Origin of the sequence: Burkholderia sp. WSM2232 (assembly GCF_000472545.1) — a bacterium.
Lineage (GTDB): Bacteria > Pseudomonadota > Gammaproteobacteria > Burkholderiales > Burkholderiaceae > Paraburkholderia.
In genome coordinates, this window is sequence record NZ_AWZV01000021.1 from 103989 (window position 1) to 128060 (window position 24072).

Annotated in this window: 21 protein-coding genes; 7 read left to right on the top strand and 14 right to left on the bottom strand. The window is 63.7% G+C overall.

Annotated elements, in window-relative coordinates:
* Nucleotides 1-173: 173 nt before the first annotated feature.
* Entirely contained in the window at nt 174-881 is a 708-nt protein-coding gene (locus F757_RS0120115) for a transposase (protein ID WP_013340707.1), read from the bottom strand.
* 187 nt (nt 882-1068) lie between these two features.
* Between F757_RS0120115 and F757_RS0120120 the strand changes: the two genes are divergently transcribed.
* Nucleotides 1069-1794 carry an OmpW/AlkL family protein gene (locus F757_RS0120120; protein WP_027212963.1) on the top strand — a complete coding sequence of 242 codons (726 nt, stop codon included), beginning with the start codon at nt 1069-1071 and terminating at the stop codon, nt 1792-1794.
* 352 nt (nt 1795-2146) lie between these two features.
* On the top strand, nt 2147-2527 hold the full coding sequence (locus tag F757_RS0120125) for a DUF883 family protein (protein WP_025601828.1): 381 nt from the start codon (nt 2147-2149) through the stop codon (nt 2525-2527).
* Nucleotides 2528-2893: 366 nt separating this feature from the next.
* Here F757_RS0120125 and F757_RS0120130 read toward each other — a convergent pair whose 3' ends face one another.
* From F757_RS0120130 to pilM, 7 genes are all read right to left on the bottom strand, one after another.
* On the bottom strand, nt 2894-4099 hold the full coding sequence (locus F757_RS0120130; protein WP_027212964.1) for a deoxyguanosinetriphosphate triphosphohydrolase: 1206 nt from the start codon (nt 4097-4099) through the stop codon (nt 2894-2896).
* 67 nt (nt 4100-4166) lie between these two features.
* Nucleotides 4167-5243, bottom strand: coding sequence for a 3-dehydroquinate synthase (gene aroB, locus F757_RS0120135; RefSeq protein ID WP_035467241.1), 1077 nt, complete (start codon nt 5241-5243; stop codon nt 4167-4169).
* An 11-nt stretch (nt 5244-5254) separates the two neighbouring features.
* Nucleotides 5255-5803, bottom strand: coding sequence for a shikimate kinase (locus F757_RS0120140; protein ID WP_013340712.1), 549 nt, complete (start codon nt 5801-5803; stop codon nt 5255-5257).
* Between the two features lie 106 nt (nt 5804-5909).
* A complete protein-coding gene (locus tag F757_RS0120145; RefSeq protein ID WP_027212966.1) occupies nt 5910-7733 on the bottom strand; it encodes a type IV pilus secretin PilQ in 1824 nt (607 codons plus the stop codon).
* The gene (gene pilO, locus F757_RS0120150) at nt 7733-8668 is read right to left on the bottom strand and encodes a type 4a pilus biogenesis protein PilO (protein ID WP_027212967.1); all 936 of its coding nucleotides are present in this window, start codon (nt 8666-8668) and stop codon (nt 7733-7735) included. The genes F757_RS0120145 and pilO overlap by 1 nt, the downstream gene beginning before the upstream one ends.
* Nucleotides 8665-9405, bottom strand: a complete 741-nt coding sequence (locus F757_RS0120155) for a hypothetical protein (protein WP_027212968.1) — start codon at nt 9403-9405, stop codon at nt 8665-8667. Before F757_RS0120155 ends, pilO begins: the two co-directional genes overlap by 4 nt.
* Nucleotides 9402-10394: a type IV pilus biogenesis protein PilM gene (gene pilM / locus F757_RS0120160; RefSeq protein WP_027212969.1), complete on the bottom strand. Its 993-nt coding sequence runs from the start codon at nt 10392-10394 to the stop codon at nt 9402-9404. Before pilM ends, F757_RS0120155 begins: the two co-directional genes overlap by 4 nt.
* A gap of 254 nt (nt 10395-10648) precedes the next feature.
* Between pilM and F757_RS0120165 the strand changes: the two genes are divergently transcribed.
* Nucleotides 10649-13042: a penicillin-binding protein 1A gene (locus F757_RS0120165; RefSeq protein WP_027212970.1), complete on the top strand. Its 2394-nt coding sequence runs from the start codon at nt 10649-10651 to the stop codon at nt 13040-13042.
* A gap of 94 nt (nt 13043-13136) precedes the next feature.
* Here the strand turns inward: F757_RS0120165 and cyaY are convergent, their stop codons facing one another.
* Nucleotides 13137-13454, bottom strand: a complete 318-nt coding sequence (gene cyaY / locus F757_RS0120170) for an iron donor protein CyaY (protein ID WP_027212971.1) — start codon at nt 13452-13454, stop codon at nt 13137-13139.
* Between the two features lie 35 nt (nt 13455-13489).
* On the opposite strand from cyaY, the gene F757_RS0120175 reads away from it, so the two are divergent.
* Together F757_RS0120175 and lysA are read left to right on the top strand one after the other, a co-directional pair.
* Nucleotides 13490-13855: a lipoprotein gene (locus tag F757_RS0120175; RefSeq protein ID WP_027212972.1), complete on the top strand. Its 366-nt coding sequence runs from the start codon at nt 13490-13492 to the stop codon at nt 13853-13855.
* A 9-nt stretch (nt 13856-13864) separates the two neighbouring features.
* The gene (gene lysA / locus F757_RS0120180) at nt 13865-15127 is read left to right on the top strand and encodes a diaminopimelate decarboxylase (protein WP_027212973.1); all 1263 of its coding nucleotides are present in this window, start codon (nt 13865-13867) and stop codon (nt 15125-15127) included.
* Nucleotides 15128-15218: 91 nt separating this feature from the next.
* Here lysA and msrQ read toward each other — a convergent pair whose 3' ends face one another.
* The 5 genes from msrQ to F757_RS33890 all read right to left on the bottom strand — a co-directional run bounded on the left by msrQ (nt 15219) and on the right by F757_RS33890 (nt 21320).
* Complete coding sequence (gene msrQ, locus F757_RS0120185) at nt 15219-15929, bottom strand: protein-methionine-sulfoxide reductase heme-binding subunit MsrQ (RefSeq protein ID WP_027212974.1); 711 nt, start codon at nt 15927-15929, stop codon at nt 15219-15221.
* Nucleotides 15930-15940: 11 nt separating this feature from the next.
* Nucleotides 15941-16936, bottom strand: coding sequence for a protein-methionine-sulfoxide reductase catalytic subunit MsrP (gene msrP / locus F757_RS0120190; protein ID WP_027212975.1), 996 nt, complete (start codon nt 16934-16936; stop codon nt 15941-15943).
* 184 nt (nt 16937-17120) lie between these two features.
* Nucleotides 17121-18332, bottom strand: coding sequence for a c-type cytochrome biogenesis protein CcsB (ccsB, locus tag F757_RS0120195; RefSeq protein WP_027212976.1), 1212 nt, complete (start codon nt 18330-18332; stop codon nt 17121-17123).
* Nucleotides 18333-18336: 4 nt separating this feature from the next.
* Nucleotides 18337-20535, bottom strand: a complete 2199-nt coding sequence (locus F757_RS0120200) for a cytochrome c biogenesis protein ResB (protein WP_027212977.1) — start codon at nt 20533-20535, stop codon at nt 18337-18339.
* 116 nt (nt 20536-20651) lie between these two features.
* Entirely contained in the window at nt 20652-21320 is a 669-nt protein-coding gene (locus tag F757_RS33890; protein WP_035467235.1) for a c-type cytochrome, read from the bottom strand.
* 217 nt (nt 21321-21537) lie between these two features.
* Between F757_RS33890 and yihA the strand changes: the two genes are divergently transcribed.
* Together yihA and hemB are read left to right on the top strand one after the other, a co-directional pair.
* Nucleotides 21538-22191 (top strand): ribosome biogenesis GTP-binding protein YihA/YsxC, encoded by a 654-nt coding sequence (yihA, locus tag F757_RS0120215; RefSeq protein ID WP_027212978.1) that lies wholly within the window; start codon nt 21538-21540, stop codon nt 22189-22191.
* A 263-nt stretch (nt 22192-22454) separates the two neighbouring features.
* Nucleotides 22455-23453: a porphobilinogen synthase gene (hemB, locus tag F757_RS0120220; protein WP_027212979.1), complete on the top strand. Its 999-nt coding sequence runs from the start codon at nt 22455-22457 to the stop codon at nt 23451-23453.
* Nucleotides 23454-24072: the final 619 nt, after the last annotated feature.

Here is a 24072-nt window from a genome sequence, read left to right on the forward strand (position 1 = left end):
ATCCGGAATATACGCGACGAATCAATGGAATAGCAAATAAAACGTTGTGTTCGATCCCCAATTATCAATTTGGTGCATCGCAGCCTCATTTTATTGGTTCCATATCATAAAAGGGCAAAATAAAACGGCATGCCGGAATGCCGTTTGAAATACAAACTCCTGATTCGAATCGCTTATTGCGCCTGCGGCGTCTCGCGTACCTTGCGCGGCCGTCCTCGCGGCAGCGGAGACACGCGGCGGTTCGCCGCGCGCGCCGCCCATTCGCGGTACGTGTCGCTGCCAAGCACCCAGCCCTTTAACGTGGCCTGCTGAAGCTGGCTTGCCTCGCGTTCGTCGAGCGGCTGCTCGCACAGTTCGCGGTAAGCGCGCTGTCGCTCGAACGGCGTGTTGCCGAGCGACCAGTAAAGCGGATGGTCGGTGATGAGACTGTCGAGCGTTAGACCGATATGGTGCCGGTAGCTCGACCACCGGTAGTCTTCCGGCGCGCTCACGAGCTGCATGCGCACCGGGCACATTTCGACGACGCGGCTTGCCAGCAGAAAATACCGCTCGCCCTCGATCACGGTCGCGCGATAGCGCCCTTCCCAAAGCGTGCCGCGCCGCGCATAGCGGCGGTTGAAGTGCGCTACGTAGCGGCGCCCCACTGCCTGCATTGCCTTGGGCAAGCTGGACTCCTCCGTGGGAGTGACGAGCAGTTGCACCGCACCGGGCATGAGCGCATAAGCGTGGATCGACAAGTGATGGTCGCGAGAAGCCGCTTTCAAACAGTCGATGAACAATTCATAGTCCTGATCGTCGACGAACGCAGGCTGCTGATCGAGTCCGCGGAGGATGACGTGCTGCGGCTGGTCAGGAACATAAAGACGTGCAAGCCGTGCCATGCTGAAGTATCCGATAGTCGCGTTGGTACATACCCGAAGGTCCGAAGAACCGCATGCGCCGGAGGTTCGGCGCGGCGCGGCCAGGCCAGAAAGCGCGCGCAGCTTAGGGAGAAAGCTCTAATCGCCGCGTATGGTGAGTTTCAAACGTTGTGGTCATAATGAGCGGGCCTTTTCTGGAGGAGCACATATGAAATTAAAACAGGCCGTCGTGGGGACCGCGATGCTAGCCGGCATGACAACGGCAGCATACGCACAATCGGCCGGTAGCTTTACCATCTCAACAGGCTGGTTCCATCTTGCGCCTCAATCGAGCAGCCAGCCTCTGCGAGTGACGAGCATCGGCGGAAGCCCGACCAACATCGTAGAACCCAACACCGGAGCGACGCTGAGTTCCGCCGATACGATCGGCATCACAGCGGGCTACTTTGTCACCGATCATATTGCCGCCGAACTGGTGGTTGGCTATCCGCCTTCGTTCGACCTGAACGGCACCGGCAGCCTCGAACAATTCGGCAAGATTGGCCAGGCGAAACAGTGGAGCCCGACTCTGCTGTTCAAGTATTACTTCAACGCTCCGACTGCGGCCTTCCGCCCGTATCTCGGTATCGGCGTGAGCCGTATCTGGTTCACCGACGAGAAGATCACGAACGGCACATTCGAAGCTAACGTTCTGCATGGTCCGACCAGCGTCACTACGGATAGTTCGTGGGAGCCTGTGTTTAATGCGGGCTTCAGTTACTCGTTCAACCAGCACTGGTTCGCGGGCGTGTCGGTCTCGTACCTGCCGCTTAGCACGACGGCCAAACTCAACACGCAGGCGAGAACGCCGGTGGGTACGCTGAACGTGCAATCGCAAACCAAGATCAAGCTGAACCCGATCGTTACCTACGTCAACATCGGTTACCGCTTCTAACACCTTTGCCGGTGCGCGATCGAATGATGCCGTCCGATTAGGGTAGTCGAATTTCCGTGGCTTGAACAACGCCGTCATTCATCCAATGGCGGCGTTTTTTCTTTTGTGCGCGCCACGCGGCGGCGTGCCGGCTTTACCGATGCGACGCGCCGCCTCGTACTGCGTTTGTAAATTTGACCCACGCGCAGCGCGCTTCGTGCAAATATGCGCTGAGGAAAACCGGCGCGAACCGCCGTGTGCCGGGCCTCCATGGTTTGGCACCGAAGTTGCGTTCTGCTGGTGTTTCCTGCGTTGCGATGGGTTTAACGCAACCGTGAACGTGGGCCTTTTCACCCTCATCGACGGAGCGACCATGACAGCACTTCCAAACACGCGAGACGCCCTCGGCGAATCCTGGACCAGCACGAGCCGCCGTGCGCGACGTATTGCCCGACACGGCCGCCACGCGGCCGAAGACATTGCGGGCGAGTTGCGCACGCTGATGGCGGAACTCGAATCCACCCTGGCGGACGGCACGCAGGCCGACGCCGTTGCGCTGCGCGGCAAGCTGCGCAAGCAGCTGGACAGCGCGCGCGCCCGTTTGAATGACACCCGCGAGGCGGTGCGCGAGCGCGCCAACGTGGCGCTTTCCGATGCCGACGATTACGTGCATGAAAATCCGTGGCAGACGCTCGCGATCGTCGGCGGTGTCGCGCTGATCGCAGGCGCGCTGTTTGCCTCGCGCATGCGCTGACCGCATGCGCTGACGTTCGCAACGGCGGTAAGCCTTGCGCGCGCTGAAAATGCGCCGCGGTTTGGCCGCCGCGGCCTGAGCTCGATCGGGCTGCCTGGCGTCGTGACTGTAGCGACGCCGGGCGGCCTGCCGATCGCCGCGACGGATGCCCGCCGGGGCTGTTGTGCGGCGGCTCTGCGCGTGTCCCTGGGCCTCGACGCGCGGCGGCTGCCCTGACACCTCGACAGCCGGCGCGCATAGTGCGCGGCTGCCGCGCGTCGCCGACGCCTCGCGTATGGGTCGCGCTGGCGGTGCTCGTCGGCCTCGGCGCGTGGCGGGCGGTGCGCATGCGCGTCGCCATGTACTGTGCCCCGGGCCCCGCTCCGCTCAGTTGTCGGCGATCACGAACAGCCGCTGATACTCCTTCAGCGCGTACCGGTCCGTCATGCCAGCGATGTAATGCGCGATCAGCCGCGGTTGCAGCGCGGGATCGGTCGACTGGTAGCTGGGCGGCAATAGCCGCGGATCGTCGGTGAACGCGTCGAACAGACCGACGACGACCCGGCGCGCCTTGTTTGCCATGCGCATCACGCAGTAGTGGCGGTACAGGTTCTTGAAAAGAAACCGTTTCAGAGCCGCCGCCTGAGCCGCAATCGGCTCGCTGTGGGCGACGAGCGCCGGCGCGGCGCGGACGGCCTCGAGCGAATCGGGCGCATGGCGCACGAGATTCGCCTGCGTGGTGCCGATCAGATCGACGATCAGCGTGTTGATGATGCGCCGCACCGTCTCGTGGATCAGCCTGCGGCCTTCTATGTGCGGAAAATCGCGGCGCGCCGTTTCGTAGTGTGTTTGCCACAGGTCGACTTCGGCGAGTTGCTCGACCGTGAGCAGCCCGGAGCGCAGGCCGTCGTCCACGTCGTGATTGTTGTAGGCAATTTCATCGGCCACGTTCGCGATCTGCGCTTCGATAGACGGCTGCCGTCCTTCCAGAAACCGCTCGCCCAATGCGCCGAGCCGCCGCGCATTCTCGCGCGAGCAGTGCTTGAGAATGCCTTCGCGCGTTTCGAAACACAGGTTCAGGCCGTTGTACGCGCCGTAGTGTTCCTCCAGGTCGTCAACCACCGCAAGGCTTTGCAGATTGTGCTCGAAGCCGCCGTGCTCGCGCATGCATTCGTTCAGCGCGTCCTGCCCGGCGTGCCCGAAAGGCGTATGGCCGAGGTCGTGAGCGAGCGAAATGGCTTCCACGAGGTCTTCGTTCACACGCAGATTGCGCGCGACGGACCGTGCGATCTGCGCGACTTCCAGGCTATGCGTGAGACGCGTGCGAAACAGGTCGCCTTCGTGGTTCACGAACACCTGCGTTTTATATTCGAGCCGACGGAACGCCGTCGAATGAACGATGCGGTCGCGGTCGCGCTGGAATTCGGTGCGGGCGCTCGGCGGCGCTTCGGGATAGCGGCGACCGCGCGAGTGCGCCGAATGCGCGGCATACGGCGCGAGGTGCGCTTCGAGCGCTTCTTGGGTCGGCACGCCGAGCGCCGCCGTGCCTGCCGCGGGTTGCTGATTTACATCGTCGCTGCGCCTGTCTGTCACCGGGTTCTCCGAAACATGGGCGGCGCCGCGCGACGCCGTGCGCGGCGCCTGCTGGTGGGGCCGCCTGTCAGACGGCGGCGGCCAGCGTGGCGTGCACCTCGGCGTCGGGCGCCTGGGTGATGAGCGTCTCACCGAAACGCTTCAGCAGAATGAATTTGATTGCTCCGGCTTCCGCTTTCTTGTCGACCTGCATGAGTTCGACGTAACGCGATTCGCCGAGCGCCGGCGCGCGAGTCGGCAAATGCGCGGCAGCGATCACGTCGACGAGCCGCTTGCGCGACGCTTCGTCCAGGTAGCCCAAGCGCACGGAGAGATCCGCCGCCATGACCATCCCGCAGCCCACCGCTTCGCCGTGCAGCCACTCGCCGTAACCGAGCCCGGCTTCAATCGCGTGGCCGAACGTGTGGCCGAAGTTGAGAATGGCGCGCAGGCCGCCCTCGCGCTCGTCCTGCGCGACCACCGACGCCTTGATCTCGCACGAGCGCTTGACGGCCTCCGCAAGCGCCGCAGGTTCGCAGCGATTGAGCGCCTCGACGTTTTCTTCTATCCAACGGAAAAAGCCAGCGTCCGCAATCGCGCCGGTCTTGATGACTTCGGCAATGCCCGCCGCCCGTTCGCGCGCGGGCAGCGTGCGCAGCGCGCCAATGTCGGCGATCACCGCTTGCGGCTGGTAGAACGCGCCGATCATGTTCTTGCCGAGCGGATGATTGATGCCGGTCTTGCCGCCCACCGACGAATCCACCTGCGAGAGCAGCGTGGTCGGCACCTGGATGAACGGCACGCCGCGCATGTAGCAGGCGGCCGCGAACCCCGTCATGTCGCCGATCACACCGCCGCCCAGCGCAATCAGCGTGGTCTTGCGGTCGGCGCGCGAGCCGAGCAGCGCGTCGAAAATCAGATTCAGCGTTTGGAGGTTCTTGTAGGCCTCGCCGTCCGGCAGCACGACCGTGGACACCTGCTTGCCGAGCGGCGCGAGCGCCGCGCGCAGCGTGTCGCCATAAAGCGGCTCGACCGTGGTGTTGGTGACGATCGTGACCGAATTGCCGGCGATGTGCGGCGCGAACAAAGCGGTCTGGCCGATCAGGTCGGCACCGATATGGATGGGGTAGGCGCGTTCGCCCAGTTCGACGTTGACGGTAATCATACGACCCATTATCACGCAGGATGTTTGGCGACGCCGGCCATCTCGAGCTGCATCAGAACCATGTTGACGAGTCCGTTGACCGAAGGCCGGCCTGTTTCTATGACGAAATGCGCGCACTCCCGGTAGAGCGGGTCGCGCACTTCATAAAGCGCCTCGAGGCGCGCTTTGGGGTCTTCGGTTTGCAGAAGCGGACGATTCTTGTCGCGCCGGGTGCGCAGCCACAGATCGTGCGGATTCGCGCGCAGGTAGATCACCACACCGCGGCTTTGCAGCGCCGCGCGGTTTTCCGGCCGCAGCACGGCGCCGCCGCCCGTTGCAAGCACGATATTGTCGCGCCCGGTCAGCTCCGAAATGACACTCGCCTCGCGCTCGCGAAAGCCCGCTTCGCCTTCCAGCTCGAAGATCACCGGAATGCGTGCGCCTGTGCGCGCTTCGATTTCATGGTCCGAATCGAAGAACGGGCGGTCGAGACGGCGCGCAATGGCCCGGCCCACGGTGGTCTTTCCTGCCCCCATGAGCCCTACAAAAAATACATTGGCGTGTGCGTCCCGCGCTTGCAACGGTGTCCTCTGGCTAATCCGGTATGGTTCGTGCCGCAGCTTACTGGCAAAGCGGCTGCCTTGTCGAGCCTGCGCGCCGCCGCATTCACGCCGCGCAAGCGTGCCCCTAATTCGTCTGAACGACGCGCGGCGTGATGAAAACAGCCAGTTCGCTGCGCTGGTCCCGATGAGCCCGATGGCGGAAAAGTGCGCCCAGAACCGGTATTTTGCCTAAGACCGGCACCCGGGTCACATCGTCGCGGCCGTCCGTCGCGTAGATTCCGCCGATCGACACCGTACCACCATCTTCCACCTCGACGCGCGTTTGCACATGTTTGGTGTTGATAGCGGGCCCGGCGTCGGTCTGTTCGCCGACGCTGTCCTTGGCCACGTCGAGATCCAGCACGACGCGGCCGTCCGGCATGATCTGCGGCTCGACCTCCAGCTTCAGCGTGGCGCGCCGGAACTGGACACCCGACACTCCCTGCCCCACCTTTGCCTGATACGGCAGCTCGGTGCCCTGTTCGACCACGGCCTTCATCCGGTCCGCTGTGACCACCCGCGGACTGGAAACCACCTGCCCGCGCCCCTCGGCCTCCAGCGCGCTCAGTTCGATATTCAGAAGGCGCGTGGCGCCCGCCGCAAACAGCGTCAGGCCCGCCGTTGCGGCGTCGAATCCTGCGATCGGCCGGGCCGACAGATCGTAGACGAGACCGTCCTTGCCGCCGCTCAGGCCGCGCGTGCTGCCGTCGGCGCTGGTGCCCGCCATCGAAAGCCGCACGCCGAGGTTGCGCGAAAAACCATGCTCGCCTTCGACGATGCGCGCCTCGATCAGAACCTGACGCGTCGGCCGGTCGACAGAATCGAGCAACGCGGCGATCTGCGCGAGGCGGCCTTCCAGATCAGTGACGAACAGCAGATTGGTGCGCGGATCGGCGGTCACCGCGCCACGCTTTGACAGCACGCGCTGGTTGCCGGAGCCGGTCAACAGGCGCCGCACGTCCTCGGCACGGGCATAGTGCAACTGAAACGTGCGGCTCGCGAGCGGCTCCAGATCGGCCGCCCGCGCGTGCGCCTCAAAGCGTTGCCGCTCGCGCGCCGCCAGATCCGCGATTGGCGCGACCCAGACGACGTTGCCGTGGCGTTCCATCGCAAGGCCGTGAACGTCCAGCAGCGTGTCGAAGGCGACGCGCCACGGCACCTTGTCGAGCCGCAATGACACCGAGCCACGCACCCTCTCGCTCGCGACGATGTTCAAGCCCGTGAATTGCGCGAACGCATTGAGCACGGCGCCCAGTTCGGCGCGCTGGAAGTTCAGCGAGATCGGCTTGTCGTCAGCCGCGAGCATGGCGTCCGCCGGAATTTTCGGCGTGCCACTCAGGCGCGCAAGCGGCGGCAGCGGCACTGGCGGGCCTTCCAGCGCGGAGGAGGCCGCAGCGGCGTCGAGGCTTCGGGCCCCAGCTTGCCGCGCGAGCGGAACAGAACCGTCGGCCGGGTCGGTTGCATCGTCTGTGCGGCTGTCAGCGGCTGGCGTCGGGTCCGGTGCCGCGGCAGTTGATCCTCGCAAAGCAGTCGCGTCGTCCAACGAATCGTCGCGAAACGGGTTCGGCGTTTCGGCAATCGCAGTGCGCGGCAGTGGCGTTGCCAGGTACGGCGCGTCGAACGTCAGCGCGGATTCGTCGGACGGCATGTAGGCAGGCAACGGCGGCAACGATGGAATTGCGGCGTGCGCGGCATTGCCGCCGAGCGCAGCACCAACAAAGACGCACAGATTCAGCCCCATGGACAGCACACTCGACAGACCGACCGGCGGACCGGCCGGCCGCTCCCTCAGCATACCAATGGACAGCCGGCTTGACAGCCCAATGCCGACGCACCGGCGTACGCCCGCTACCACCACCGCGCGATCAGACGCGCGAGCTCCAACACCCAACAGCTTCGTCATGCTCATCAGGACGCCTCCGCAAGCGCGAGCGTCCGGGTCGTCTCGCCCCTGGCAAGGGTGATGCCGGACGTATCGAAGCGCGTGAAGCGCTCGTCTCCGATCTGCTGGCCGGACGCCACAGTCGTTGCGCCGTCCGCCGTGTCGATCAACGCAAGGCCGCGCGCGCGATCATGCAGCAGTCCGACGAGCCGCAGTTGCGCGGGCCCCTGCGAATCGAGCGTGGCCTGCATCTGGGCTGGCGAGAACGGATCGAAGAACACGACATCTTCTTCGTCCTCCGAATCAAGGCTCGCGTCGGCGAGCTCCTGCACGGAAAGGCTTGCGGGCACGGGGTGCAGGCCGCTGTAGACGCGCAGCGTGGCGCTTACCCCGAGCGACGCGCCATCCCGCTTGATCGTGACGTCGACGGGAACCATCAGCACCGGTAGCTCCGTCAGTCCGCGCAGAAACGACATCAGGTGAATAAAGTCGGTACGCGCGGCGAGTTGCAGCGGACGCTCGCCGTGAGCGCCCGTGCCGCTGGCCGCACCTGGCTCGACTGTGAGCAACAGAACGCCGTTTTGCGCGGCAAGTTCGGAGACAACACGCACGTCGTCCGCTGACGTCCACTGCGCCGGCATACCCGCAGCAAACGCGCCCGCACCGGTTGCCGCGTCGGCTTCCCGGCGAAGCGCGGGCAATTGGGCAAGCGCACGTTTTGCATTCGCGAGACGCTGCACGCTCGCATGCAGTGCTGCGCGGCTTGCCTCCACGCGGCCGAGATCGGTGACGACCCAGCCATGCGCACCGAGGCCGAACACCACCAGTGCAATCACCAGCGCAACAGCCCAGCGGCGACGCAGGCTCCATGTATGAAGCGGCGCTCGCGCACGCCTGATCCACTGCGCCAGTACAGGGCTTGCGTGTTGCGCGCCGCCAAAGTCGGCAAACGTCGTACTCATTTCGAAACTCCTGTGTAATCGGCAACCGCTTTCGGCGATACGCTCGAAGGCGCATTCGCGGTCGCGTTTTTCGTCGCGCCCTCCCAGTGCAGGCGAGCGCCGAATTGCACTGCGCCAGCGGCGCCTCCATCCACATTTGCCTTGGGCGACGCGTGATGCGACTCGCTCATCTCCGCATGCTTCACGCCGCGAATCGCGCCGAGGCGCTTGAGCCATTGCGCCGAGTCGATATGCGTCCGCGAAGTCGCCACCAGTTCCGTCTCATGGTCGCGCTGGCGAAGCTGCTGCAACAGCACGCCGTCGCCGGGTTCGAAGCTGAGCGCGTCGAGGAGATCGCGCAAATAGGTGAGTGGCTCGGCGAGACGCTTTGCACGCGCTGCGTCAGCGCGCTGCTGGTCGCGCGCGTGCAACAGGCGCGCATGCTCCGCCAACGGCGCGGCAAGTCGAGCAAGCTTTTGCTCGACCGACTCGCGCTGCGCATCGAGCCGCGCTTTTTCGAACGCCTGGTATCCGGCCAGGGCGCCCACAGCGAGACAACCGGCGAGCGCTGCGGCAGCCCATGCAATGAGACATCGGCGGCGCGCGAGCTCCGCCTTGCGTTGCCTGTGCGGCAGAAGATTGAAGCCGCCGGGCGCAGGCGCGAACGCACGCGCGGCGCGAAGCCGCCGCAAGTCATGCGCGACATGCAATTGCGCCGCTGCGTTCAGACGCCCGGCATCGAAAAGAGCCGCGCTCATTCGAGCACCCCGCGCAACGCCAACCCGAACGCGACGGCGGCAGCCGGTTCATGCAGCAGCGGATCGCTCACCTGACGTGAGACGCCGCCCAATGCGGCGCATTCGAACGGCAACACGGTGCAGCCCAGAACGTCCGCAATATCCGCGATGGAAAAGCCGACACCCTCGAGCAGATGCAGCTCGCCGCTCACCAGCGCGCAATCGAACTCGGGGCCTTGCAAGAGGTCGCGCAATGCGTCGGCGAGATCGGAATGCTCGGGTGCGGGATAACGCATTTCGGCTGAGATGCTGTCGTCTACCAGACGCCAGCCTTGAACGCCGTCCGCGCCGATCCACAACGCCACATACGGTTCGTGCGGATCGAGTTCGCGAGCCGCCGCATAGCGCATGGCCCGCAGCGCGGCATGGGGCTCGCCGTCGATAGCGGTCAGAGAAATGCCCGCCGCCGCCGCACATTCGATGCGCGCTTCGAGATGCTGACGCCCCGTAGCGGCAATAGTCACCGAGCGGACCAGCGTTGGGCGCTCTTCCACGAACCAGTCGACGGCCAGTGCGTGCCGCTCGAGTCCCGCGATGCGCTCCACTTCGCTCATGACCGCCGGTTCCAGCCCGGCGAGTTCGTGGCCGCCGTCTTCCTCGCAACCGCTCTGCGCCGCGAGGCGCGCGAGCGGTACGGTGGCCATGACCGTCGCCGACGCCGGCACGGCCATCGCGCATCGCAATGCGGATGTCGCGCACAGATGCGGCAGCTCGGCAAACGCGTCGCGCAACGCGCGTGCAAGTGCCTGACGGTCGGCAATCTCTATCCCGGCCATTGCATTGGCCGGCAGCGCCACCGTACGCATATATTCGATCTGCAACGAAGCGCTGGCACGCGCACGCCGACTGACCACAACGAGCCGGACGTCCTGCGAACTCACATCTATTCCGGCAGCGAAACGCTGCATACCTGCCTGCACGGCTTGCAGCCATGAACTTCTTATCGTCATCACGCCCTCCCTGAAACTCGCGCGGCGAACCATTCGAACGCGAGCAGCGAGGAAGAATTGTGCGGATGGGCGCGTCTGAGCGACACTCGGCCAAACGGCTAACGTCGCGTCGCGTACGCGCCGCCGATCATCAAAGCCGCTACAGTGAAGCCTCGCTCAACACAGTGCAGAGACTTGTCAAGAACTGTCAGTAAGCACGCCGAAAGCTGAAAAGCGAGGCGGCTATAATCGCGGGACTGTTTTTTGGTGCCTATATGCAATCCACGTCTCCCACATCCACGCCGCCCGCGCCTCAAAAGCGCAAACGCCCGCTGTGGCTCAAGCTCCTGCTTGGTTTTTTCGGGTTGATCGTCGCGGGTATCGTGTGCGTGCTGCTGGTGCTCGGTTATGCGCTCGTGGTCGCCACACCGAACCTGCCCTCGCTCGACGCCCTTACCGACTACCGGCCCAAAGTGCCGCTGCGCATCTACACGGCGGACCATGTACTGATCGGCGAGTTCGGTGAGGAACGGCGCGATATCGTGCGTATCCAGGACGTGCCGGACAGCCTGAAAAAGGCCGTGCTCGCCATCGAGGACGCGCGCTTTTACGACCACGGCGGCGTCGACCTGACGGGCATTGCGCGCGCCGGCTTCGTCGCGTTGACTAACGGCCACGCAACGCAGGGCGCGAGCACGATCACCATGCAGGTGGCGCGCAACTTCTTCCTGTCCAGCGAGAAGACCTACACGCGCAAGATCTACGAGATGCTGCTCGCGTACAAGATCGAGTCGAAGCTCACGAAAGATCAGATTCTCGAGGTCTATATGAATCAGATCTATCTCGGTCAGCGCGCGTATGGTTTCGCGAGCGCGGCGCGCGTCTACTTCGGCAAGGACCTGAAGGACCTGACGCTCGCGGAGTCCGCGATGCTGGCCGGCTTGCCGAAGGCGCCCTCCGCATATAACCCGGTGGTGAATCCGAAGCGTGCGAAGGTACGTCAGGAGTACATTTTGCAACGCATGTACGAGCTGCACTACATCAACCAGCAGCAGTACGACGAAGCGAGCCGTCAGCCGCTCGTCGTCAAGGGTGCAGGCAAGGAGTTCAGCGTACACGCCGAGTATGTTGCGGAAATGGTGCGGCAGATGATGTATGCGCAGTACCGCGAGGAAGCGTACACGCGCGGCCTGAACGTCGTGACGACGATCGACTCCGCGGATCAGGACGTCGCCTATCGCGCGCTGCGCAAGGGCCTGATGGACTATGAGCGGCGCCACGGTTATCGCGGCCCCGAAGCGTTCATCAATTTGCCCGCCGATGCTGACGACCGCGAGCAGGCCATCGACGACGCGCTGCTCGAACACCCGGACAACGGTGAAATCATTGCGGCCGTGGTGACCGCCGCGAGCCCGAAGCAGGTGCAGGCCACTTTCATAGACGGCAATGTTGCGACCATTCAGGGCGACGGCCTGCGCTTTGCGCAATCGGCGCTCAGCGCACGCGCGCAGCCGAACCAGCGTCTGCGGCCGGGCGCGATCATTCGTCTCGTCAAGAACGATGAAGGCGAGTGGGCGATCACCCAGTTGCCGCAAGTGGAGGGCGCGTTTGTCTCGGTCGTGCCGCAGGACGGTGCGATCCGCGCGCTCGTCGGCGGATTCGACTTCAACAAGAACAAGTTCAATCACGTCACGCAGGCATGGCGTCAGCCGGGGTCGAGTTTCAAGCCCTTCATCTATTCGGCTTCGCTCGAAAAGGGGCTTGGACCGGCCACCGTCATCAACGACGCGCCGCTCTTTTTCAGCGCTGCGGAGACCGGCGGCCAGGCATGGGAGCCGAAGAACTACGGCGGCGGTTTCGACGGGCCGATGAGCATGCGCACCGCGTTGCAGAAGTCGAAGAACCTGGTGTCGATCCGCATCCTCAACCACATCGGCACGAAGTACGCGCAGCAGTACATCACGCGCTTTGGCTTCGACGCGGACCGGCACCCGGCGTATCTGCCCATGGCGCTCGGCGCGGGTCTCGTCACGCCGTTGCAGATGGCGGGCGCATTTTCGGTGTTCGCAAACGGCGGCTATCGGATCAATCCATACCTGATAGCCGAAGTCACCGACCCGCGCGGCGTCGTGGTGGCGCACGCGCAGCCGCTTGTCGCCGAGCAGAGCGCGCCGCACGCCATCGAGCCGCGCAACGCGTACGTGATGAACAGCCTGCTGCAAAGCGTCGCGCAACGCGGCACGGGCGCGAAGTCGAACGTGCTCAAGCGCACGGATCTGGGGGGCAAGACCGGCACGACGAACGACTCCCGCGACGCCTGGTTCGCCGGCTATCAGCACACGCTGACTGCAATTGCATGGATCGGCTACGACAACCCGCGCAGTCTCGGCGACAAGGAAACCGGCGGCGGCCTCGCGTTGCCGGTGTGGATCGAGTACATGGGACGTGCGCTCAAGGGCGTGCCGGACTACAAGATGCCGATGCCCGACGGCGTGGTCGAACTCGGCTCGGAGTTGTACTTCGACGAATTCACGCCGGGCCACGGCTTTGTGGCGACGGTCGGCATCAGTCAGGCGGCACTCGACGAGGCAAGCGCCGCATCCGCCGCGCCGGGACAGGTGGGCGAGCAGGAGAAGCAGGACATCATGAATCTGTTCCGCGGGCACTGACGCAGCGCCCCCTGTTAAAAAAAAGCCGCCGCGCATTCTCTGCGCGGCGGCTTTTTTTACGACCTTCAGCTTCGTTCGACAACCGCGAGCATAGTTAGGCTGCGAAGTGCACCGGCTCGCCGGCCTGTTGCGTCGCGTACTCCGAGAGCGCAGCGAAGAATTCCTTGCCGCTGCGCGTGTCGCGCCACTCGCCGTCGACAAAACGGTAGTGAAAGCCGCCCGCCTTGGCGGCGATCCAGATCTCGCTCATTGGCGGCTGCAGATTGACAATGATCTTCGAGCGATTCGCGAACTCGAGGGTCAGCACGTTGCCGCTGCGCTCCAGTTCGATGTCGGCCTCGGCGTCGTCCAGCGCGCGTTCGATGGCGGCTAGCGCGGCCTCCGCGCGGGTCAGGTAATCACTATCGGACATGCTAAACTCCATCGATTATTCATTCAGGGACAGTCATGCGAGTCGTATCTCGGATGCGCGCGGCGGCGCCCGGCCGCGCGATTGTAGCGGGTTTAGCCATTCTCGCAGGTTGCGCGTTCGGCGGTTCGCTAGCCGGTTGCGGGCAGCGCGGTTCGCTCTATTTGCCCACCGTCCCGCCGTTGCCGGCCAAGCCGATCGACCGTACGCAGCCGCCGTCGCCCGACGAAGTGAAACCGGGTGCCGAGACCGCATCAGACGCAGACGCCATTCCCGATACTTCCGGCACGCCGCTCTCGCTCGCGCCGGCGAACGAACTGTCCGCGCCGCCCACGTCCGCCGTTTCCGCTGCATCGGCTGTGTCGGCTTCCTCGCCGGCCACCACCGCCACTCCCGCTCAATAAGACTTTCGCATGACTCGACCTGCATTTGACTACGTCGACGGCGTGCTTCACGCCGAAGGCGTGTCCGCCGTTTCGCTCGCCGAACAGTTCGGCACGCCCCTCTACGTGTACTCACGCGCGGCTCTGACCGAGGCGTGGAACGCCTACGCGGGCGCGTGCGCCGGTCGCCGCGCGAGCGTGCACGTCGCCGTGAAGGCCAACAGCAATCTCGCGGTGCTGAGCGTATTCGCGCGTCTTGGCGCGGGCTTCGACATCGTGTCCGGCGGCGAACTGGCGCGCGTGCTGGCGGCCGGCGGCAAAGCCGAAAACACCGTGTTTTCTGGCGTCGGCAAGCATGCGAGCGAAATGCGCGAAGCGCTCGCCGCCGGCGTCAAATGCTTTAATGTCGAGTCGATTCCAGAGCTCGATCGTCTGAACGCGGTCGCGGCACAAATGGCCAAGAAGGCGCCGGTTTCGCTGCGCGTGAACCCCGACGTCGACGCGAAGACGCACCCGTACATTTCCACCGGACTGAAGTCGAACAAGTTCGGCGTTGCATTCGACGAGGCGCGCGCCACCTATCAGGCGGCGGCAGCCATGGCGAACCTGGAGGTGGTCGGTATCGACTGCCATATCGGCTCGCAGATTACCGAAGTCGCGCCGTACCTCGACGCGGTAGACAAGCTCCTGGAACTGGTCGAACAGATCGAGCAGGACGGCATGACGATTCGCCATATCGACGTCGGCGGCGGTCTAGGTATTACCTACGACGACGAAACGCCCCCGGACATCGGCGATTTCGTGCGCACCGTGCTCGACCGGATCGAGGCACGCGGTCACGGCCATCGCGAGGTGTATTTCGAGCCGGGCCGTTCGCTGGTCGGCAATGCAGGCGTGCTGCTCACGCGCGTCGAGTTTCTGAAGCCGGGCGCTGAAAAGAACTTCGCCATCGTCGACGCGGCCATGAACGATCTCGCCCGCCCCGCGATGTACGAGGCGTATCACGCCATCGACGCCGTCGTTCAGCGCGAACTGCCTGCGCACGTGTACGACGTCGTGGGCCCGGTGTGCGAAAGCGGCGACTGGCTCGGGCGCGAGCGGCTACTCGCCGTCGAGCCGGGTGACCTGCTTGCGATTCGTTCGGCCGGCGCCTATGGCTTCGTGATGAGCTCCAACTACAACACCCGCCCGCGTGCCGCGGAGGTGATGGTTGATGGTACACAAGCGCATGTGGTTCGCGCACGCGAAGAAGTGCAGCAGCTGTTTGCAGGCGAAACGATCTTGCCGGAGTAACCAGCTTAGATCCGCGGCCACATGAAAAAGGCGATGCTGTCCGGGCATCGCCTTTTTTCGTGGCGGGGATCAACGCGCGCTGATCGCCCGTTCAGCGCGACTTTAATCCACGCTCGCGCAACCACACGACTAAACGCCAGCCCAACAGCGCCAGCATGATCGCGCCGTAGATCTTCGGCAGCAGCAGGTCGTGTTTACCGGCCTTCATCCACCAGAAGTGCAGAATCGCCAGTGCGCCGATCGCATAGATCGCGCGATGCAAGCTCTGCCAGCGCCGGCCGAGTTTGCGGACCATCGCGCGCGGCGACGTGACGGCCAACGCGATCAACAGCACGAATGCGGCAAAGCCCACGGTGATGAACGGCCGCTTGCCTATATCCTGGACGATCTCCGCCACGTTGAACCACTTGTCGAACCAGAGGTAGGTGGTGAAGTGCAGCGTCGCGTAGAAAAACGCGTAGAGCCCGAGCATGCGGCGAAACCGCACGAACGCCGCGACGCCGGTGATCCGGCGCAACGGCGTCACAGCCAGCGTGATGCACAGAAAGACGAGCGTCCAGAGTCCTGTGGAACGCGTGATGAACTCGATCGGGTTGGCGCCGAGCCGGTCGGTCAAGCCGAACAGCACGATGCGCGCGAGCGGGTACCAGGCGGCGATAAAAACCGCGATTTTCGCGGGTACCACCCAGCGCAAGCCGGCGGCCGGCCGTCGCGCCGCCGCGGAGGCTGGCGCCGTCGCACCTGCCTGCGCGGGAGACGCATGACGCCCGATGCGGGCGGCGGGTTGAGAGTCGGAAGCCATCGTCATGTCGCTCAGAAGTTTTTCTTCAGGTCCATGCCCTGGTACAGCGACGCCACCTGATCGCCGTAGCCGTTGAACATCAACGTTTTGCGCTTGGGCGTGAAAAATCCGTCTTCGCCGATGCGCCGCTCAGTCGCCTGGCTCCAGCGCGGGTGGTCGACGTTCGGGTTCACGTTCGAATAGAAACCATATTCGCTCGACGCATACGTGTTCCAGCTCGTCGGCGGCTGCTTTTCGACAAAGCGGATTTTCACGAGCGACTTGGCGCTCTTGAAGCCGTATTTCCACGGCACCACGATGCGCACGGGCGCGCCGTTCTGGTTGGGCAGCACCTGACCGTACACGCCCATCGTGAGCAGTGTGAGCGGATTCATCGCCTCGTCCATGCGCAGACCTTCGGAGTACGGCCAATCGAGTATCGGCGTGGAAAGCCCCGGCATCTGCGACGGGTCGGCCAGCGTGATGAACTGCACGTATTTGGCGTTGCCGGTGGGCTGCGCCCGCTTGATCAGCTCCGCGAGCGGCACGCCGATCCACGGAATGACCATCGACCACCCTTCGACGCAACGCAGGCGGTACACGCGCTCCTCAAGCGGCGCGAGCTTCAGCAGTTCGTCGATGTCGTACACCTTCGGGTTTTTGATCTCACCCTCGACGCTCACTTTCCACGGACGCGGCCGCAACGTGCCCGCGTGCTCAGCGGGGTCGGCCTTGTCGGTGCCGAATTCGTAGTAGTTGTTGTAGCTGGTGATGTCCTTGAACGGCGTCACCTTGTCGAGCGCGACGAACTTTGCGTTGGTCTTCGCCGCCAGTTTCTGCGCCTTCGCGTCGGGCGACGTGTAGGCCGCCAGCGCTTCGCCGTTCACGCCAATCAGGCTGCCGAGCGCCAACGCGCCGGCTGCCTGCAGCAGGCGCCGCCGGTTCTCGAAAATGTGCTGCGGCGTGATTTCGCTGCGCGCGATATCGTCGCCGGTGAGTTGAATCCTGTCGCTTCGCTTGATCCACATCGTGCTGCTCCTTGCGGCCTGCGCTTCAGCTATCCAGCGGGGGCCATGGTGATGATCGCTCGTCGGGCCATTTCACGCGTTCTCTTAATCACGAACACATTCGATGCGCAAATATTCCGCCAGCCATAAAAAAACCGCCGGTGCAAACACGCGGCGGTTCTTTGTCGGTTGAGACCGGCGAATATTACAGCTTGCCGTAACTATGCAGCCCCGACAGAAACATGTTCACGCCGAGGAACGCGAAGGTCGTGACGAGCAGACCCGTAAGCGCCCACCACGCGGCAACGGCGCCGCGCAGGCCCTTCATCAGACGCATATGCAGCCAGGCCGCGTAGTTCAGCCAGACAATCAACGCCCACGTTTCCTTCGGGTCCCAGCTCCAGTACCCGCCCCAGGCTTCGGCGGCCCACAGCGCGCCGAGAATCGTTGCGATCGTGAAGAATGCGAAGCCGACGGCGATCGACTTGTACATCACGTCGTCGAGCACTTCGAGCGCGGGCAGGCGATCGGCCAGCACGCCGCGCTCCTTGGCCAGGTAGGCGACCGCGACCATTGCCGACAGCGCGAAGCTGCCGTAGCCGATGAAGTTCGCCGGCACGTGAATCTTCATCCACCAGCTTTGCAGCGCCGGCACGAGCGGCTGGATCTGCTGCGCGTCGCGGGCGACCGAGTACCACATCAGGAAGCCGACGGCGGCGCTGATCACAAGCAGAACGAACGCGCCGAGTGCGCGCGTGCTGTAGTGCTGCTCGTAATACAAATAGAAGAGCGCGGTGATCAGGCTGAACAGCACGAACACTTCGTAGAGGTTCGAAATGGGAATATGGCCGACGTCCGCGCCGATCAGGTACGACTCGTACCAGCGCACCATCAGGCCGACAAAGCCCATCACCACGGCCACCCACGTCATGCGCGAACCGATTGCAGCGCCTGTGGGCGAGCGCGACAGCAGGCCGATCCAGTAGAACACGGTCGCGAATACGAACAGCGCGCTCATCCACAGAATCGCGGACTGGCTAGACAGGAAATACTTCAGGAAGAATGCGTTGTCGGCGCGGCTCAGGTCGCCGTGATAAATCTGGATGGCCAGCAGCGACAGTGCCGCGATGGCCGCCATGAGCGGACGCGCGGGCTTCCAGCGCCAGCCTAGTACGACGAACACCGGCACCGAGCACACCAGCACCAGCTTGTCGTAGTAATTCATGAACGGGTGATAGCGCGACAGTGCAAAGCCCGCGCCCGCAACCATTGCAAGAGCGAACAGCCAGTCGACCACACCGAGCCGTTTCAGGAACGGCCGCTCGTCATATTGAGCCGCGTTGAGCGCTTCGTCCGCAGGCGACTTGCCGGGCCGCGAGGAGGAAGGGGCAGAAGAAGAAACCTGAGTCAAGTCCATGGTATTACCGGGTCGAATCTTGTGAGCTTGCGGACTGCGCGCTGCCGTTGCCGGACGCTGCATCCTGGGGCCTGGCGCCCAACGCGGCGCCAACCGCGTCGCGTGTCTGGGCGAAGTCTTTCTCGAAGTCCAGCGTTTTGCGGGCGCTCGACATGGCCATCACGACCTGCGTGCCCTGCCCGGAATCTTTGAGCCAGAACCAGAGGCGCCGTTCGCGGACGTAGAACATCGAAAAGATGCCCAATACGAGGAGCAGGCTGCCAAGATACACGACTTTTTTGCCCGGCGCGCGCGTCAGCTGAAATACCGAAGCCTGCACCTGCTTGAAAGAGTCGAGCTGCAGGTAGACCGGCGATCCATACAGAAAGCTGTCAGATATCGCATTGATCGAGCTCTGGACGAAGCGGCTCGCCTCGGCATTCGCCTGTGCCTGAGGCTCGCCCTGCTGCTCGCGCGACTCTTGCCACAGATCCCACATGGAACCTTCCAGCATGCGCAGCAGCAAGCCTGCGGCTTTTTCCTGCTCGCCTTTAGGCACCGAATGGTCGATGAAACCCGCGATGGCCTGAAAGCCACCCACCGGTTGACCGTTCGGCATTTTCACACTCGTGTCGGCCCCAGCAAACAGCGTCAGCACGCGCAATGCGCTTTCTTCCAGGTGCTGCTGCAATTCCGCGTTCGCTTCCGGAACGGAGCGCAGCGCGAAACGGTGAGCGGCCTGGGCGCGCGCGGCCGGGTTTTCCAGCGTGGCGCGCAGGTTCATCCATTCCTTGACGGTGCCGCCGGTGTCCGCGGGAATGCGCAGGTAGCGGAACGGATCGTCGGGGTTCAGGCGCATGCCCGCGAGAAAGAACCTTTCGCCACCCACCGCGACGGGCAGCATGTAGTTGTTGTACTCGCGCGCCTGGCCGTCCTTGTCGCGCACCTTGTATTGCACCGAAGGGCCCACGTTGTGCAGGTCGAGCGGCTTGGAGGTCTTCGCGCCGGAACCGAGCCGCTCGTCGAAAGCTTCCTTCAGCGAGCGGTGCGAGGCAACGCCGCGGGCGTCCGTCTGGCCGTTGGCGTTCGAAATATTTTCGACGTTGATCGCGCGGAAATCGGTGAACTCGACGGTCTGGCCGTCCGCGAGCGGCGTGGCCGAACTCAAGGGCGCATTGCCGCCGATCGTGCCGCCGAACGGCGCGGTTTTCGCGCTCGCGCCGGTCATCGGGTAGGCCGTCATCTCCATTTGCGAGCCGCCGTCCTGGAAGCTCGACTGATAGATCGACACGCCGTCGTACTCGAACGGTTTGTTGACCTCGATGCGCGCCGGCACGCGCGCGCCCGTCTTGTGATCGACCACGACGATGTCGCTCGCGAACAGCTTCGGCATGCCTGTCGAGTAATAGTCGACGATGAACTTTTGCAATTCGATCGAGAACGGCAGGTCCTGGATCAGCGAGCCGTCGGGCTGATTGAGGATCGCGGTGGACACGTGCTGCCCTTCCGGCACCCACGCGTAGCCGCGAAACGTCGGATTGGACTGCGACAGGCGGTGCTCCGGCGGAATTTCGTTGATCACCGTGTTGGCGCGGATCGGCGATTTGTCGAAGAGCCACATCTGCAGCTTGATGGGCAGATTGCTATCCAGCAGGCCGCCGAGGCAAATCACCACGATCGCGAGGTGCGCGGAGATGTAGCCGAACTTGGTCAGTGCGCCGCGCTTGGCCGCGATCAGCGTCGCGCCGTCGGACTCGCGCGTGACAAACTTGTAGCCGAGTTTCGCCGACAGTTTGCCGAGGACCGCCGCCGTCTGCTCGCGCGTGCCATGCACCGCGAAATCACTTTTGTGATGAAACGCGCGCAGGCTGGCTTCACGGACCTTGTCTTTCCAGCTCTTTGCGTCGGCGACCATTTTCGGCGCGTTGCGGATTACGCACAGCGACACCGACACCATCAGAAAGCCCAAGATCAGCATGAACCACCAGGAGCTGTACACCGTGTACAGGCTCAGCGCGCGGAAGATGTCGGCCCAGAACGGGCCGAACTGATTCACGTAGTTGGGATACGGATCGTCCTGCGTGAGGACAGTGCCGATGATGCTGGCAATGGACAAGATCACGAGCAGCGCAATCGCAAAACGCATCGAACTGAGTAGCTCGACGGCGCTGCGCAAGACGCGATTGCCCGACTTCGACTGCAAACCCGACGTGGTGACGCTCATTCATACTCCGACTGAACAGCAAAAAAGGGTGGAGGGCGATCGTAGATACGACGCCCCCACCCTTTTCTTGTTTTTCACCGGCCTCGACGGGCCGGTTGCACTTGCGCGCGGACCTGTTAGTGCAAGCCCGCGATGTAATCGGCAACAGCTTTGATCTCGCTGTCCGACAGACGCGATGCAACAGCATGCATCGCCTCATTGTTATTACGCGCGCCGGGGCCCTGCGTGAACGCGGTCAACTGCGCCACGGTGTATTCAGCCCACTGTCCCGACAAACGCGGATATTGCGACGGAATACCTTGCCCGGTGGGCCCGTGACAGCTTGCACATGCCGGCACGCCCTTGTCCGCAATGCCGCCGCGGTAAATCCTCTGCCCCAACGCCACCGTGTCCTTGTTGTGCGCGTAGCCGGGCTTCTGAGCCTGCGTCGCGAAATAGGCGGCGACGTTGACCATGTCCTGATCGGATAGCGCCGAAGCCATGCCCGTCATGATCGCATTATTGCGCGCGGGCTGCTTCGCGCCGGGCTGCGGCTTGAAATCCTTGAGTTGTTTGACGAGATAGTCGGGATGCTGACCGGCCAGCTTGGGATACGCCCCGCCGGCACTGTTGCCGTCTGCGCCGTGGCACGACGCGCAAACCTGCACCGCGATTGCCTGCCCCCGATTAATGTCCGGCTTTGCCGGATCTGCCTTTGCTGGATCTGCTGCTCGTGCCTGAATTGCCAAACCTGAAAGACCTGCCGCTACCTGAAACACCATCAGAGCCTTGCACAGTCGATTCATTCGCACACCCTGTCTCGTCTTGTGGGATTTTAGAGGTTTTGCACAATACGACGGCGACCCAAGTGACCGCCAGGAGCCGCCGAGGCACGCGGGCTGGCCCCCTCAGGTTTTCAGTAAACCATCGTATTGTACAATAACTCGCTAATCGCTAAGACGCCAGTCGGGCTTGACCCGTCCCCACTCCGGGTTCCCCGGCGTCTCGAAATCTGGCCTGCTCATGTCCTTCCTGCTCCACCAATCCCGCTTTTTTACGACCGTCAATCACCTGCGCGATCTGCCGGCCACCGCTCAGCCAGAAATTGCTTTTGCCGGGCGCTCCAATGCGGGCAAGTCGACGGCCATCAACATTCTTTGCAATCAGAAGCGGCTGGCATTCGCGAGCAAGACGCCGGGACGTACGCAGCACATCAACTATTTTTCAGTGGGCAAGGCCGATGAACCCGCCGCGCACCTCGTCGATTTGCCTGGCTACGGCTATGCCGAAGTCCCGGGCGCGGCCAAGGCTCACTGGGAAGCACTGCTTTCCACGTACCTGCAATCGCGCTCGCAATTGCGCGGCATGATCCTGATGATGGATGCGCGCCGCCCGTTGACCGATCTGGACCGGCGGATGATCGAATGGTTTGCGCCAACCGGTAAGCCGATTCACGCGCTCCTGACCAAATGCGACAAATTGACGCGTCAGGAAAGCGTCAACGCGTTGCGCGCCACGCAAAAGGGGCTCGCCGAATATCGCGCCGCGGGTTATCAGGGGGAACTGACCGCACAGCTCTTTTCGGCGCTCAAGCGGGTCGGTATCGAGGAAGCGCACGAACTGATCGAAAGCTGGCTTATCCCCGACGTGAAGGGCGAAGAGAACTCTGCGCAGTAAATTGCGGGGTCGGTTTCGAGCCCCGAAAACGCGATTTCGGCGGCCCATAAAAAAACCCGCCGCTTTAACGGCGGGTCAAACAGCCTAATCGAAAAACGACAGGCACCCGCTCAGGGAGGAGAAGCGGGGAGCTCAGCGCCAAGCGCCTTGCTCGATCGGTATGATATACCATTGTCTTGAAAAGTTTCCGCGAGCGGCACCGGCCTCACTGGCGCCGTGCGCGTCACCGCCCCACTCAAGATATCCACAGTTTTCGATCCCACATGAGCTTCTACCCGCACTACCGCCCGCGCCGCATGCGCCGCGACGACTTTTCGCGCCGTCTGATGCGCGAAAACATTCTCACCACCAATGATCTGATCTACCCCGTCTTCCTGGTAGACGGCACCAACGTGCGACAGGCCGTGGCGTCGATGCCCGGCGTTGAGCGCGTCTCCGTCGATCTGCTGATGAAAGTCGCCGAGCAATGCGTCGAACTCGGTGTGCCCGTGCTGTCGCTGTTTCCGGCGATTGAGCCGTCGCTGAAAACGCCCGATGGCCGCGAGGCGACCAACGCCGCGGGCCTGATCCCGCGCGCCGTGCGCGAACTCAAGAAGCATTTCCCGGAACTGGGGGTGCTGACCGACGTCGCGCTCGACCCGTACACGAGCCACGGCCAGGACGGCGTGCTCAACGAGGCGGGCTATGTCCTCAACGACGAAACCGTCGAGATTCTGATCGAACAGGCGCGCGCGCAGGCTGAGGCGGGCGTCGACATCGTCGCGCCGTCGGACATGATGGACGGCCGCATTGGTGCCATCCGCGAAATGCTGGAAAGCGAGGACCACGTGCATACGCGCATCATGGCGTATGCGGCCAAATTCGCGTCCGCGTTCTACGGGCCGTTCCGCGACGCCGTCGGCTCCGCGACGAACCTCGGCAAAAGCAACAAGATGACGTACCAGATGGACCCAGCGAATTCCAACGAAGCGCTGCGTGAAGTAGAGGCCGATATCAACGAAGGGGCGGATATGGTGATGGTCAAGCCAGGCATGCCGTACCTCGACATCGTGCGCCGGGTGAAGGACGAGTTCCGCTTCCCGACCTACGTCTACCAGGTCAGCGGCGAGTACGCGATGCTGAAGGCGGCAGCGCAGAACGGCTGGCTCGATCACGACAAGGCGATGATGGAATCACTGCTTGCGTTCAAGCGTGCCGGGGCGGACGGCGTTCTGACCTATTTTGCGCTGGATGCGGCGCGGATTCTACGGGCGCAGAAGTGATGCGGCTTTAGGCGTGGTGGCTGCGGTTGCTGCTGATGGGCGCATCGGATTGCAATGATCGATGCGCGTGAGCGGTGAGGTCACGGAAGGGCCTGCGGATTGGCCTTGGAATATGAGGGGGCGGACCTGAGGGTCGCGCCTCCTTTTTTGTGCGCGGTCGGGGAAAGTTGGGGCCGAGGAGCGCAGGCGGGTGTCGTGGATGACGCGGTTGTGCGGCCGTGACACTGCTGCGCTGCCTGCCACCTGCTGCCGAGCTGCCCTGCTGCCGAGCTGCCCTGCTGGCGAGCTGCCCGCTGCCGAGCTGCCTGCTGGCGCGTGTGCGCGTGTGCGCGTGTGCGCATGTTGCCGTGTTGCCGTGTTGCCGTGTTGCCGTGTTGCCGTGTTGCCGTGTTGCCGTGTTGCCGTGTTGCCGTGTTGCCGTGTTGCCGTGTTGCCGTGGTGCCGTGGTGCCGTGGTGCCGTGCTGCCGTGGTGCCGTGCTGCCGTGCTGCCGTGCTGCCGTGCTGCCGTGCTGCCGTGCTGCCGTGCTGCCGTGGTGCCGTGGTGCCGTGGTGCCGTGGTGCCGTGGTGCCGTGGTGCCGTGGTGCCGTGGTGCCGTGGTGCCGTGGTGCCGTCCTGCC